Genomic DNA, 14,116 nt, shown 5'->3' with positions numbered 1-14,116 from the left:
CTCCAATTGTGCATATGCACTTAATGCGTTAAAAAAATGCCCGTCAGTGTGCCGGGCGTGCTTTTCATTCCATCGATGTCAGATCCAGCAATGTCTTCCTTAACTCGCCGGCGCGCTCCTGACCGAACTTCTGCTCGAATTCCTTTTGCGCGTCTTTCCAGCGCAGCGCGGCTTCACCGAGCATTTTCCCGCCCGCTTCCGACAGGTTCAGCGCGACTGCCCGCGTGCCGGCGTCCTGCTGTTCTGCCGTGACGAGACCGTCGCGCTGCAACGGTTTCAAAGCGCGGACCAACGTGGTGCGCTCCATCACCATGGCGTCGGCGAGTTCGGCCATGGTTGTGCCGGGACGGCGCTGGATTGCCGCGAGCAACGTGAACTGCGCGGCCGTCACGCCCGCCTGGCTCACATGCCGCTCATAAAGCTGCGAGACAAAACGCGCCGCCTGGCGGATGGCAAAACAGTTGCAGTCGAGATAGGTCGAATCAGGGGAAGTCATTCGCACAGGGTAATTTGTGCATATGCACTTTGTCAAGCTGGCACCAATTTTCATGGTTCGAAGTGATTCGACGCGGGTGATCAGGCTCGCGGATAAGCCACCACGTCCCCTTCCACCGATAACCCCACCCGTTCGCCCATCCGTGGAAACGAATGACCCGCCACGCGAATCTGCACGCCAGCAGATCCCGCAGCAGAGCGCAGCATGACGCTGGCATCGTGACCATAAAAGACGACTTTCTCGACGGTCGCGCGCACATCGCCTTGATCCGTGATGCGGATCTGTTCCGGGCGGATCATCACGTCGACATCGCTTGCCGCAACCCCCCGCGCGATCGGCAGCACGCCGAATTCGCAGCGCACGTGCATGGGATCGCCGGGAAGAATCGATCCCGCCACGATCACCGCGTCGCCTACAAAACTCGCGAGTTCCCTCGATACCGGCCGCCGATACACCGCTTCCGGCGTATCCGTCTGCACGAGCCGCCCGCGCCACAAAACCGCGACCTCGCGGCCGAGCGACAACGCCTCGGATTGATCGTGCGTGACGAGCACGGCGGTCGCACCGGTCGCGGCAAGCGCGTTCGCCACGGCTTCGCGCGTCTCGATGCGCAACGCGGCATCGAGCGACGAAAAAGGCTCATCGAGCATCACGAGCGACGGCGCCGGCGCCAACGCGCGTGCCAGCGCCACGCGTTGCTGCTGCCCGCCCGACAAAGCCTGCGGCGCGCGGTCGCCATACGCGGCAGGCAGACCGACCAGCGCCAGCAACTCGTCGACTCGATACCGCGCCCGTCGCTGCGCACGCGGCAAGCCGAAAACGATGTTATCGGCGACGGAAAGATGCGGGAACAACGCGCCCTCCTGCGGCACATAACCGATGCGCCGCGCTTCGGACGGCACGTGAACACCCGGCCCGGCAACACGCACGCCATCGATTTCCACCGTGCCGCCATCGGCGGGTTCAAAACCGCACAGCACGCGCAGCAAGGTGGTTTTGCCGCTGCCCGACGGCCCGAGGAGAGCCAGCAACGTCCCCTTTTCCACCGATAAATCCACGCCATGCAGCACGGCTTGGCCATCGAAGGATTTGGTCAGACTGGTAACGCGAAGTTCGCTCATAGGGCTTTACGTGTCAGACGGCGAACCGGCTTGGCGATTGATGTTCAGTTCTGTATTCATGTCGGCGGCGCGGCTCGCAACGGCGGATCGTCCGAGCAGCGCGAACAACGTTCCCGACGCCAGCAGCGAGATGCCCACGAGCAAGGCCGCATACGGCGCGGCGGCGGCGAACGCGAGCGTGGAAGTATCGATCCAGACTTGCGTGGCGAGCGTGCGCGTCCCGATGGGCGACAACAACAACGTGGAATTGAGTTCGGTGACAACCGAGATGAAGACCATGGTCGCGCCGGCGCCGAGACCAGGTCCCGCGAGCGGCAGCAATACGCGTCGCACGGTTTCGCGCCAGCTTAGACCGAGTGATCGCGCGGTTTCTTCAAGCCGCGGCTGCGCCTGCGTGAACGCGGCGCGCACGCTCACCAGCGCGAGCGGCAAAAACAGAATGGCGTAAGCGACGACCAGCAGCGTCGCGCTTTGATACAGCGGCCGCAACGCATGAACCGCCAGCGATACGATTGCCAACGCCACCACGAGACTCGGCAAACCTTGCGCGAGGAACACGGTGCGCTCGAACAACGTTGCCACGCGGCTTGGGAAACGCACGAGCAAGAACGCCAGCGGCACGCATGCAAGCGTGGTGACAACCCCGGCTGCGAACCCATATCCCAGCGATGAAAACGTCGATTCGATCAACAATTCCGGCGACACTTCGGCCGGCGTGATCGCGGCCGCGCCGCTTTGCGTCAGCCAGAAACCGATCATGCCGATAGGCACGCCCAGCGTGACGATCGCCAGCACGGCGAACCCCGCTGCGACGGCCCATCGCCAATGGCCGAGGTCATAACGCAATGCCGCGCGGCGCACACCGCGATCGACACGTTCATATCGCGCGCCGCCTCGGACGCGCATTTCGAGCGCGAGACAAAACAGGCACATCGCAATGAGGATGCAAGCAAATACCGAAGCGCCGCTGCTGTCGAAGCTCGTGCGATATTCGGCATAGATCTGCGTAGTGAATGTGCGAAAGCGCAGCAGCGTGAACGCGCCGAATTCCGAGAGCACACCGAGCGCGACGAGCAACATTCCGCCCAGCAAAGCAGGCCGCAATTGCGGCAACACTACGCGCACGAATACGCCAATACGTCCGCACCCGAGCGAACGCGCGCTTTCTTCGAGCGCCGGGTCCATGCCACGCAACGCTGCTGCAACCGGCAAATAAACCAGCGGAAAATATGCCGTCGATATCACCAGCAACGCGCCCGCAAAGTCCTGCAAATCCAGACTCAACGATACCCACGCGTAACTCGTGATGAACGCAGGCATGGCAAGCGGCGCAACGGTCAGCACGGCCCAGAAGCGCCGTCCAGGAACACGCGTACGTTCGATAAACCACGCCGTCGCGGTGCCGACAATCGCCGAAACCAGCGTTGCGCTAATCGTTATGGATAACGTATTGATCAGCAGTTCGCCCACGAGCGGCCTGAAGATCAGCTCGAGTGCATCGTCCCAGCCATACGTCACCGCGCGATACACCGTGAACGCAAGCGGCATCAGCACGAGCAGCGCGCACAAACCCGCTGCAACGAGCAAACCCCGTGGCGCGCGTTTGCGGCCACGGGGTTTGGGCAACGCCTGAATGCTCGCGGCGTTCACAGCATCGCTCATGCCTTTACAGCAAGCCGGCTTGACGCATCAGCTTCGCGGCCTTGCTGTCGTCGCCGAGTTGTTCGATGCTCAACGCAGGCGGGCTCAACTGGTCGAAAGGCTTCAAAATCGGGTCAGGCGCGACGCCCGCATGCAGCGGATATTCGTACGCAATCTTGCCCTTCGCAATCAGTTGTTGCGCGCGCTCGCTGACCAGGTACGCAAGGAATTGCTGCGCGACCTGCTGGTTCTTGCTCGACTTCAAAACGGCCGCGCCCGATACGTTCACGAGCGCGCCAACGTCGCCGTTGCCGAAGTGATAAATCGCGCTGCGCGTGGCGCTGTCGCCGAGTTGCGTGTGCAAGCGCGCCCAGTAATAGTTGTTCACCACGCCTGTCGCCACGCCACCGCGATTCACAGCCGCGACCACACCTTCGTCGTCATCGAAGATCTGCGCGTTTTTCTTCAGGCCCTTGAGCCATTGCAACGCATCTGCATCGCCCTTCATTGCAATAACGGCGCTAACCACCGGCAGGAAATCGCCGTCGCTCGGTGCAATGCCGACCTTGCCTTTCCACTCCGGCTTCGCAAGATCCATCAACGACGCCGGCAGTTGCGCCGCTTCGACCTTCTTCGTGTTGTACACCAAGACGTTCTCACGCGCGAGCACGCCGACCCAGTCGCCCTGCGGCGAGTTGAAACGCGCCGGTATCACTGAAAGCGTGGATGCATCCGTCTTCTCGAGCAGTCCCTTCTCGCCGAGCAGCACGAGTTCGGGCGAGTTCTCGGTGAAGTAGACATCGGCGGGAGATGCCGAGCCTTCCGCCACGAGTTGCGCGGCCATCGCCGGGCCTTCGCCGTTGCGGACCTTCACCGATACCCCGCTTTGCGCCTCGAAATCTTTCGCAAGCGATGCCACGACCTGTTCGTGCTGCGCGTTATACAAAGTCAGCGTGGCCGCGACCGCGCTCAACGGCAGCGCGGCCGAGGCGGACAGCAGCGCGATGCTGCACAGCGCGCGCAGCAAGGGCATGGAGCGTGTGGTCTTCATTGCATTCATTCCTGTTGTGTTTTGCCGTCAGGCATTTGATTCGAACGACTAAGCTTCAAACAATCCCGCGCCGATGTACGACCCCGGCCGCGCACCCGGCGGGCAAGCAAACACGCCGCTGCCTACGTGCGTAGTGAACTGATTCATCATGTCGAACTTCGCGAGCCGGTCGTTGATCGGAATGAAACCGGTGCGCGGATCGCTTTGATGCGCGATGAAAATCAGTCCCGCGTCGTATTCGGTTTCCTGACGCCACGGCGGCCACCGTTCGATATAAAAATCCGTGCCGTCGTTGTACGAATATGAGCGCCGCAAAATTTGCGCGCCCTTGTTCGTCGCCTGATTCGATAACCGCACGTGCGAGTTATCGGGAATCACGGGGTTGCCGTCTTTATCGGCGGCGTCGAGATCGAGCGCGTCGAATTCGTTCTTCTTGCCGATCGGCGCGCCGCTGTATTTCTCGCGGCCCATCACCTGTTCCTGGAATCCGCGTTCCATCTGGTCCCAGTGTTCGATGGTGATGCGAATGCGGCGCACGACCGTGTAGGTGCCGCCGTTCATCCACGGTGCGTCGGGTGCGTTGGCCCAGACAAACTGGTTCATCAACGCGGGCTGTGCCGTCGACGGATTGTTCGTGCCGTCCTTGAAGCCCATCAAGTTGCGCGGCGTTTGTCCGCGCGGACCCGACAAAAATCCTGCCTGACCCCAGCGCATGGCAACCGCACCGTAACCCATGCGCGCGAGTTGACGCACCGCGTGGAACGCGACTTGTGCGTCGTTGGCGCAGGCCTGAATAAGAATGTCGCCGCCGGTTTTCTGCGGCAGCAACTGGTCGCCATTGAAGCGCGGCAAATCGACGAGCGCGGCCGGACGATGCTTGGCAATGCCGTATCGATCCTTTCCTTCGTGCTCGAACATGCCCGGCCCGAAGCCGAACGTAACCGTCAAGCCCGCTGCGCCAATGCCGAGGATATCGCCGGAATCGGGCGCGGATTTATCGTCAGTGGGCAATGGCTTCGCGGTCTCGCCACGCGACATGCGCGCCGCCGCATCGGTCCATTGCTTGAGAAGGTTAATGACGTCTTCGCGTTTGTCGGTCGTGAAATCGAGCGCAGCAACGTACGTATGGCTTTGCTGCGGCGTGACGATACCCGCCTGATGCTCGCCGAAAAACGGCTCGACCACGGTCATCGGGTCGACGGGTTGCCTGAATTGCGCCTTGGTCGCCGCGTGCGCAACGGAGCCCGCGCCCAACGCCGCGCCCGCGGCAACGCCCGCCTTTAAAAAGCGCCGGCGCGGTGGATCCTGATCGTTTGCCATGATGTCGCTGCCTTGTTACGTGTTGCCTGTCACTTCGCCAGGACCAGCGTGTTCACATCGTCCTGGACGTAATAGAAGCCGTCGCCTTCCGGCGTCAGCGCAATGCCGAACAAGTCGCCGTTGCCCGGAGGCGATTGCGCTTTGTCGGTATCGATCCAGCGTGCATACAGTTGCTTGCCCGTCGCGGGATCGATCTCCACGACCTGCCCGTTCAGCGCGTTCGTCACCAGCAAGTGCCCGTTGGGCGCGGTCACCATTGCAAGCGGCCGATGCAGGAAACCATCGGCGGTCAGCTGGCGGCCAACGCCCGCGCTGGTATCGCGCGTCATGGGGTCGTCGATTTCCGTCACGCGATTGCCGATGGCATCCGACGCGTACAACAACTTCTGGTCTTGAGACAAGGCCAGCCCCGTCGGCCCGACGAGAAACACGCCTTTGTCGGCCTGCGCGCCGAAGCCGCTTGCGATCACCGTTTCCTGCTTGACGACGGGCGCTTTGCCTTCGGGAATATCCAGGTCGAGACGCAGGATGGTGGCTTGCTTGAACACGGGCGGCGTGCCATTCGCGCCGCCCACGCCGAAGCCCGCGTTGCTCACGAAGAGCGTGGCGTGATCGCCGTTATCGACGACTGCCATGTTGCCCCACGGGTCGTTGATGTTAGGACTCACGATCGTCGATGCAACCTTGCCCTGGCTGTCCAGGACGATCAGGCAACCGGCGCCCTTGGTATTGGTCGTGCCGTCGTTGCTCGGCGTGCTGCCGACGATCACCCAGCCCGACTTGAGCATGGTCATCGCGGTCGAAAGGCCGATTCCGCCCGGGCATTCCTTCAAGTCGCGCGGCACGGTGGCAAAGAGACTGAGCTCTTTGGTGTCGGGGTGATAGTTGACGATGGTGCTGCCCGTGCCCTGCAAGTTGGCGGCATTGTTGAAGTTGCCGACCAGCACGTCGCCTTGCTTGACGGTGCCGCTCGAGACCGGCGCGACCACGACCGCGTACGGATTCTGGTCGCCGTTGGACGGCACGGTGTTGATGAGCGTGGTGTTCCTATGCAGCGTTTCGAGAAAGCCGATGGGCGCCGCGTGCGCGACCGTCGCGGCGAACGCGCCTGCAACTGCAATGCTGCCGATAAGTTTTTTCATGCGATTGTTCTGGGTGCGTGCATCGAGGTTCATGGTCACGAGTCCCGTCGATCAGAAAGTAATGGTGGTGCGCACGCCGACCACGAAGGTATTGCGCAAAGCCGCGGTGGGGTCGTTCGGATTCTGTCCCGCGCCTGCATTGAAGGTGTATTGCAGGTCGCCCTGCATGATCCACCACGGCGTGACCTGATATTGATAAGTGGCTTCGAGCGCGGTTTCGCTGGTGCGTATGCCGTACGGGCCGCCGCTGAACGCCGCGCTTTGCACGTCGAGATCGTGCACGTGATTGCCGACCTTGATGTACGCAAGGCCAATGCCGACGCTGTCGTTATCGCGTCCCTTGAACGGCGCCTTCATGACAATGCCCGCGTTCGCCGAAAGGCTCACGAGGTTGCGGTCGCCGGGTGCGCCCATCACGCGCGCGAACACGCCGATACTGCGCGGTTCATCCGGATCGGGACGCCAGATCATCTGGTCGGCTACGGCATAGAAGCTGTAGTTTCCGCGATGCGATTGCGCCGTGCCGCTCGTGGCCGGATTGGCCAGCGACACGCCGGTGTTGTCGATGCCCTGGTCGTCGAAACGCTCGTTGTTGTACCAGAAGCCGATCTTGTAGGTGCCCGGCAAACCGCTTTGCGGCATGCCGACCATTTCGCCATCGGACGGCTGGTTGATTGCGTACTGCAACTCGCCTATATACAGCGCGCCGTTATGCAGGTTGAAATTCGTGCCGCTCAGATTGTTCGGATTGTTGCCAAGGGGATCGCCATCGAACACACCGGCCAAAGCCGTGATCGACGGCGTGATCTGTCCGCGTACCCGCACGCCGAGCGCGGACAGCGGATACGCCGGGCCACCCGATGGCATGTCGTACGAAGGCAGGCCCGGCCAGCCGAACATGGTGTTCACGAAAGTAGCCGCGTACGAGCTGACCATGAACTCCTGGTCGATACTCTGCTGCCCGACCTTCACGTCCACGCGCTTGTTCAGGAACGATTGCTGATACCAAAGCTCCCATAGACGCGTGGTGTCCTGCGCTTCAATACCGCTGGCCGTGTTCAGCGTTCCAAGGTTGTACTGGCTCAGATTGCGGCCATGGATCTGCAGCGCGCTCGCGTTGAACGTGCCGCCCTCCCAGCCGAATGCCTTTTGCGTATCCAGACCCAGCGTGACCGTGGTCAGACCGTCGTAGGTGCCGCCGGTTTTGAGGCCGCCGCGCACGTTGGCGAGATATTCCGATGTCTCCGTTGCTTGCAGCGACACGCCGTACTTGCCGAGAAACGAGCGGATGCCGCCCATATCGCCTAGCAAGGTGGAACGCGTCCAGACGCCCGTCCACTGCCCGGCTTGTTGCGCCTGAATGTTCAGGTCGGCCTCGGGCGCGTCCGTGGGTGTCGCGTCCGGATTGGCAGGATTGCCAGCAGCCAATGCCGCCGATGAAGCCAGCAAAAGCCATGCGCTCATCAAGGCGCGGCGCACGGGCGCTCGGGAAACGCGTGTGTCGCGCTGGGCCGGGTGGACGGGTTGCATCGAAAATCCTCTGTCTTGTTGTGTCCGACGCCAATCTCTATAAGGCACTGGCGAGCGAATCGTACCGAGGCGGCAAAAAATCGTCAACACAAATGAGAACGATTCTCATTATAATTACACACAGGTGAAACACACATTACAAGATCCTGTCTTCGGATTTCTTTCGCCTACTTAAATGAAATACCAACGTAATGCTTTAGATATATAAGAGCATTTGGATGATGCAGAGTCGCAAAGCCTGTCATTCTTTTTTTATGCCGTAATCTTCAGGCGCTGCTTGATGAGATCACTCGCCGGCGCCGCCAGATCAGCAATTGCACCAACCCAGACAAGCATTTCATCCCGCGCGCCTCTTTCCCGCCGATAAAACCCGCTGTGCCGAAATGCGCATCCTCAATGCGACGAACTGCCAAGACGCCGCCAATTTGGTTTCCTAAATTGCTTGGGCGGTCGTCTGCCTGACGCCGTAATAACGACGCGGGGAAGTCCGCCTTGCCGGGGTATATCGGCCATGGTTCAGTCGTGGTGCTGAACCGCGTCATCGAATAAATAACCGCCCTGCCGCTCGACTGCCCAACCCGAAGGAGAAGAAAAAATGCATCTTCGAACACGCATCAAACCGCTCGCCTGGATCATCGCGTGTGCCGCCGCTCTTGGTGCGTTGCCGCTGTCCGCCGCTGCGGAAAACATCGATGTGAAGGTCGGTTTCGCCGCACCGCTGACGGGCGCAAACGCGGGTTACGGGAAGGACTTGCAGAACGGCGTACAGCTTGCACTCGATGAAGCCAACGCCAAGAAAATCCAGATTGGCGGCAAGACGGCCAACTTCACCATCCAGGCCGAGGACGATCAGGCCGATCCGCGCGTGGGCGTTCAAGCGGCGCAAAAACTCGTCGATGGCGGCGTTGCCGTGGTTGTCGGCCACTTCAATTCGGGCACGACGATTCCCGCGTCGCAGGTCTATCAAAACGCGGGCATTCCCGTAATCGATCCGGCCGCGACCAATCCGACCATTACGGAACGTGGTTTCGACAACGTCTTCACCGTCATTTCCAGCGATGCCCAGAACGCCGGCAACGCCGGGACCTACGCGGTGAAGGTCACGAAGGCGAAGAAAATTGCGATCATCGATGACCGGACGGCCTTCGGCCAGGGCGAAGCCGACGAGTTCGAGAAAGCCGTGAAAGCAGCGGGCGGCTCGATCGTCGCGCGTCAATACAGCGACAACCAGACCGTCGACTTCTCGGCGCAACTCACCGCGCTCAAGGGCGCAGGCGCCGACCTGATCTTCTTTGGCGGCCTCGACCGGCAAGCGGCGGCCGTGGCCAAACGGATGAAACAATTGAGCGTCAACGCGCAACTGGTTGGCGGCGGCGGCGTGATGGATGCGGATTTCCTGAAGCTCGCCGGCGATACCGCCGAAGGCGTGATGGCCTGGGAATACGGCAGCCCGCTTGAAAAGATGCCGCAAGGCAAGGCCTTCGCCGACAAGTTCCAGAAGCGTTTCGGCGTCGCGATTCTTTCGTATGCACCGTTTGGCTACGACGCGGCGTGGGCGGCGATCAACGCAATGGAGAAAGCGGGATCGATCGATCCGAAGGTTTATCGACCGGTGCTGAAGGCGATTTCGTTTCCGGGAATCACGGGAACCATCGCGTTCGACGACAAAGGCGCGCTGAAAAACGCTTCATCCACGATGTATCAGGTCAAGAGCGGCGCCTGGGTGCCGATCGTCACGAAGAGCGGGACGTGAGCATTACATAAGCGCACGGAACGCGGCGGCAACGGGGACGTTGCCGCCGCCCGCTTCAATATCCGCCTTGCAAGGAAGCCGGCAACTTGAGCGTGCCGGAACTGGTGAAGCGCACGCTGCCGAACACATTGCCCGCCAGCTTGCCGCGCACGACGTAGGGCACGCTGCCTCGCTGGATCACGTCCGAAAGGCCGAACGCTTGCCTGGCCGCGGCAAATGCGGAAACCGTCAGCGGGATACTCAGTACGGTCTCGCCGAAACGCGGCAAGGTTCCGCGTGCATCGCTCACGCCGCTTGCGAGAGGTTTGCCATCGAGATCGAGGTCCAAAGCGATGCCGTCGTAGTTGATCGGCGATTCGTTGGGATTCTGCACGCGCAGCTTCACGACGAACCGTAGCTCGAGCCCCTGGCCCGCAATCGGCTCTATACCTGCGACGCTGACACGTGGCGCATCGCGATCGAACAAACTCGCGCAGCCGGCAAGGCCCAGGAGGAGAAAAAGCCCGGCGAAAAACAGACGCATTGCGTGATCCAGAAGAAAGGTTGGGCGTTCACTATAGCGGTGTGTCTATCGTTTCGTCGCGCTTCGCCGGGTTCGTTCATAAAAGCCGGGCGGTTTGGTTCTCACCCAATCCACGAACCTGCGCACATCGTCATTCGCGAGCAGCGCCTGCACGGTGGAATACTCCTTCGCAAGCTGCGTCTCGTTGAAAAGCGCGTGCAATTGCCTGTGGCAAACTCTGTGCAGCACCGCGATTTCCTTGCCGCCCTTCGACTTGGGCACGAGATGATGCTCGTCGCGCTGGCTTGGCGGAACCAGGCGGCCGCAGAGCGCGCAGGATTCATTGGCTGCGGGCGGTTTGTACCAGGGCTCGAGCGGAGGTTTTGCCATGAGAGATCACGCCGCCAGATACCTCGAAAGCCCCGCGCGCGTCAGCGCGGCCTCGCTTTCGATCCATTCCGCAAATTCGCTCAGGACTTTCGATGCCGCCGGCCGTTCCGGATAAATCAGGTAATAAGACGCGCCGCTCGGCACGCAGAGGGAAAACGGCGTCACGATCCTTTGCGCGATCAAATCCTCTTCGATCAACGATAAATCCCCGATGGTCACGCCCAGACCCTGCATAGCCGATGAAATGGCGAGATCGAGCGTATCGAAGTGCTGCGCTTTCGCCGACGGCAATCCACGATACCCATATGCCGCCAGCCACTTCAGCCAGTCGCGCCGGTCGCGCGTGGGATGCAGCAAGGTCTGGTCGGCGAGATCGTCGGGCGTGATGGCGTGCGTCGTGCGCTGCGTGGAATCTTTCAGCAAACCGGGCGCGCACACCGGCGTCAGGACTTCATCGAAGAGATGATGCGCGCTCACGCCCTTTAACGCCGGCTGGCCGAAAACAATGGCGGCATCGAATTGCTCGGCGTTGAATTCGACCCCGTGCGATACCGACGCAGTCACTTCGATCACCAGTTCCGGCCGCTCGTTTTGCAGGCGAATCACGCGCGGCAAGATCCAGCGCATGGCGCACGTGGGACATTTCACGCGCAAAGTGCCGGATTGCGCGCCGCTGCGCTCGAGCGCTTCCGTGATCTGTGCGAGCGCCTGTTGCACGGGCGCGAGCAGCATTGCGCCGTTGGGCGTGAGCGCAAGGCCGCGCGGCTGGCGCACGAAGAGCGCATAACCCAGATGCGCCTCCAGTCCGGAAATTTGCCGGCTGACGGCGCCTTGCGTGACGTTCAGCAAATCCGCCGCGCGCGTAAAGTTGAGGCGTTGCGCGACGACGGCAAACGTCTTGAGCACATCGAGTGAAGGCAGTGGTTTCATCGGCGAATCTCGTCAGCCATGAGCGGCAAGCATGGCTAGTATGACAAACTTTCGATTGTCGGCGGTTAATGGCTGCTGTCGAATGACCATCGATACCCGAATTTATAGTCTTACGGAGAGTTGTCGTGAAAAGCGCCTGGACCCCTCAATCGAAGCTGCCCGCTGTCGGCACGACCATCTTTACCGTCATCGGCCAGCTTGCCGAGGAACATCACGCGCTGAATCTTTCGCAAGGCGCGCCGAACTTCGCGCCGGATCCGAAGCTCGTGGAGAGCGCCGCGCGAGCCATGCGCGACGGGCATAACCAGTACGCGCCCATGTCCGGCGTCCACGCATTGCGCGAAGCGCTGGCGCTGAAAACGCAAAAGCTCTACGGCGCGACCTACGATCCGGCGAGCGAAATCACCGTGGTCGCCAGCGCGAGCGAAGGTTTGTACGCGACCATCAGCGCGCTCGTGCATCCCGGCGACGAAGTCATCTACTTTGAGCCTTCCTTCGACAGCTACGGTCCGATCGTCCAGTTGCAGGGCGCCACGCCCATTGCGATAAAACTTTCGCCGGTGGATTTCCATATCGACTGGGACGAGGTTCAGGAGGCCATCACGCCGCGCACGCGCATGATCATCGTCAATTCGCCGCACAATCCATCGGGCAGCGCGTTCACGAGCGCAGACATCGAGCGTCTCACGGCGCTTACCCGCGATTCGAAGATCATCGTTTTGTCGGACGAAGTGTACGAACACGTCGTCTTCGACGGCGCCTTGCATCACAGCATGGCGCGTTATCCGGCGCTTGCCGAACGCAGCGTGATCGTGTCGTCGTTTGGCAAGTCGTATCACGTGACCGGCTGGCGCGTCGGCTTCACGCTCGCCCCGGCGGAGTTGACCAACGAGATCCGCAAGGTCCATCAGTTCATGACCTTTTCCGCCGATACCCCCATGCAGATCGCCTTCGCCGAAGCCCTCGGCGACGAATCGAGCTATCTCGGTCTCGGCGCGTTCTACCAGAAGAAACGCGACCTGCTGGCCGAGGCGCTCGCCGGATCACGTTTCGAGTTGCTGCCGAGCGCGGGCAGCTTCTTCATGCTGGCGCGCTTCGGTGCGTTTTCGGACGAAACCGACAGCGACTTCGTGCTGCGGCTGATTCGTGAAACGCGGGTCGCTACAATCCCGTTATCCGCGTTCTACACCGACGGCACCGACAACCGCATCATCCGCCTGAGCTTTGCGAAGGACGACGACACGTTGCGCGAAGGCGCGCGCCGTTTGTGCACGGTTTGAACTCATCGAACACCATCCGGGAGAATCATTTCATGAAGAAGAGCCTTCACGCGCTGGCCGGCGCCATGTTGATCGCAACGTCGTTGTGCACGGCGACCGCCGCTTTCGCCGCCGATACCGACACGCTGCGCTACGGCATCGAAGCGCAATATCCGCCATTCGAATCGAAGTCGGCGTCGGGCGAATTGCAGGGCCTGGATATCGATATCGGCAATGCGGTTTGCGCCGCGGCCAAGATGAAATGCGCGTGGGTCGAGACCTCGTTCGACGGCCTGATTCCCGCGCTGCAAGGCCGCAAGTTCGACGCGATCAATTCCGCGATGAACGCAACCGATCAACGGCGCCAGGCCATCGATTTCACGAACGTCGTGTATCACGTGCCGACGCAGTTGATTGCCAAGACGGGAAGCGGACTTGCGCCCACGCCTGAATCGCTGAAGGGCAAGAATATCGGCGTGCTGGCGGGCTCGGTGCAGGAAACCTTTGCGAAGGCGCACTGGGCCAATGCAGGCGTGAACGTGGTTGCCTATCAGGATCAGAATCAGGCTTATACCGACTTGAAGGCTGGCCGCCTGGACGGCACGCTCGTCATGTCGGCGGCCGGGCAATCAGGCTTTTTATCGAAGCCGGATGGCGCGGGTTACGCGTTCGCAGGCGGCCCGGTTCACGATGACAAAATCCTCGGCAGCGGCATTGCGTTCGGTGTCCGCAAAGGCGACAAGGCGCTGAAGCAACGCCTGGATACGGCTATCGCCAAGCTGCAGGCGGATGGCACGATTGCGAAGGCCGCGAAGAAACATCTCGGCGATATCGACGTGTCGGTTAAATGAAAGCGTTTCAGATCTGAATGAAAGTATTGTAGCCAGCACGGATTTTTGAACGCTGGCACACTAGCGACAATTTGTTGCTATGGCAGTCATTGTCGTAGCATCCATTTGCTTCAGCATCGTCGGCCGCACG

14 protein-coding genes are annotated in these 14,116 nt (G+C 61.1%); 3 read left to right on the top strand and 11 right to left on the bottom strand.

Annotation, left to right across the window (positions count from 1 at the left end; all coding sequences use genetic code 11):
- Positions 1-64: 64 nt before the first annotated feature.
- The 8 genes from ASG35_RS23815 to ASG35_RS31635 form a co-directional block, all read right to left on the bottom strand.
- Positions 65-496, bottom strand: a complete 432-nt coding sequence (locus ASG35_RS23815) for a MarR family winged helix-turn-helix transcriptional regulator (protein WP_056363481.1) — start codon at positions 494-496, stop codon at positions 65-67.
- A gap of 80 nt (positions 497-576) precedes the next feature.
- Positions 577-1,617, bottom strand: a complete 1,041-nt coding sequence (locus ASG35_RS23810) for an ABC transporter ATP-binding protein (RefSeq protein WP_056363479.1) — start codon at positions 1,615-1,617, stop codon at positions 577-579.
- Positions 1,618-1,623: 6 nt separating this feature from the next.
- Positions 1,624-3,279 carry an ABC transporter permease gene (locus ASG35_RS23805; protein WP_056363478.1) on the bottom strand — a complete coding sequence of 552 codons (1,656 nt, stop codon included), beginning with the start codon at positions 3,277-3,279 and terminating at the stop codon, positions 1,624-1,626.
- Between the two features lie 4 nt (positions 3,280-3,283).
- Positions 3,284-4,309 (bottom strand): iron ABC transporter substrate-binding protein, encoded by a 1,026-nt coding sequence (locus tag ASG35_RS23800; RefSeq protein WP_156393330.1) that lies wholly within the window; start codon positions 4,307-4,309, stop codon positions 3,284-3,286.
- 48 nt (positions 4,310-4,357) lie between these two features.
- A complete protein-coding gene (efeB, locus tag ASG35_RS23795) occupies positions 4,358-5,629 on the bottom strand; it encodes an iron uptake transporter deferrochelatase/peroxidase subunit (RefSeq protein WP_056363475.1) in 1,272 nt (423 codons plus the stop codon).
- Between the two features lie 29 nt (positions 5,630-5,658).
- Entirely contained in the window at positions 5,659-6,771 is a 1,113-nt protein-coding gene (locus ASG35_RS23790) for a hypothetical protein (protein ID WP_056363861.1), read from the bottom strand.
- Between the two features lie 51 nt (positions 6,772-6,822).
- Positions 6,823-8,301: a carbohydrate porin gene (locus tag ASG35_RS23785; RefSeq protein ID WP_056363473.1), complete on the bottom strand. Its 1,479-nt coding sequence runs from the start codon at positions 8,299-8,301 to the stop codon at positions 6,823-6,825.
- A gap of 266 nt (positions 8,302-8,567) precedes the next feature.
- Positions 8,568-8,912 carry a hypothetical protein gene (locus tag ASG35_RS31635; RefSeq protein WP_156393329.1) on the bottom strand — a complete coding sequence of 115 codons (345 nt, stop codon included), beginning with the start codon at positions 8,910-8,912 and terminating at the stop codon, positions 8,568-8,570.
- On the opposite strand from ASG35_RS31635, the gene ASG35_RS23780 reads away from it, so the two are divergent.
- Entirely contained in the window at positions 8,897-10,054 is a 1,158-nt protein-coding gene (locus tag ASG35_RS23780; protein ID WP_056363471.1) for a branched-chain amino acid ABC transporter substrate-binding protein, read from the top strand. The two genes, ASG35_RS31635 and ASG35_RS23780, sit on opposite strands and share 16 nt — an antisense overlap.
- Before the next feature lie 55 nt (positions 10,055-10,109).
- Here the strand turns inward: ASG35_RS23780 and ASG35_RS23775 are convergent, their stop codons facing one another.
- Genes ASG35_RS23775 through ASG35_RS23765 form a run of 3 tightly spaced genes read right to left on the bottom strand, consistent with a single transcriptional unit; the run spans position 10,110 to position 11,876 of the window.
- Positions 10,110-10,577 (bottom strand): LEA type 2 family protein, encoded by a 468-nt coding sequence (locus ASG35_RS23775; protein WP_056363469.1) that lies wholly within the window; start codon positions 10,575-10,577, stop codon positions 10,110-10,112.
- Between the two features lie 45 nt (positions 10,578-10,622).
- Complete coding sequence (locus ASG35_RS23770) at positions 10,623-10,946, bottom strand: restriction endonuclease (protein WP_056363467.1); 324 nt, start codon at positions 10,944-10,946, stop codon at positions 10,623-10,625.
- Between the two features lie 6 nt (positions 10,947-10,952).
- Entirely contained in the window at positions 10,953-11,876 is a 924-nt protein-coding gene (locus ASG35_RS23765; RefSeq protein ID WP_056363464.1) for a LysR substrate-binding domain-containing protein, read from the bottom strand.
- 125 nt (positions 11,877-12,001) lie between these two features.
- Here ASG35_RS23765 and ASG35_RS23760 point away from each other — a divergent pair, with 125 nt between their 5' ends.
- Complete coding sequence (locus tag ASG35_RS23760; protein WP_056363463.1) at positions 12,002-13,156, top strand: methionine aminotransferase; 1,155 nt, start codon at positions 12,002-12,004, stop codon at positions 13,154-13,156.
- A 32-nt stretch (positions 13,157-13,188) separates the two neighbouring features.
- On the top strand, positions 13,189-13,986 hold the full coding sequence (locus tag ASG35_RS23755; protein WP_056363462.1) for an ABC transporter substrate-binding protein: 798 nt from the start codon (positions 13,189-13,191) through the stop codon (positions 13,984-13,986).
- The last annotated feature ends 130 nt before the right edge of the window (positions 13,987-14,116 follow it).

The organism is Burkholderia sp. Leaf177 (assembly GCF_001424345.1).
GTDB lineage: Bacteria > Pseudomonadota > Gammaproteobacteria > Burkholderiales > Burkholderiaceae > Caballeronia.
The sequence above is the reverse complement of the archived record's forward strand: the minus strand, read 5'-3'. Positions and strand labels throughout refer to the sequence as shown.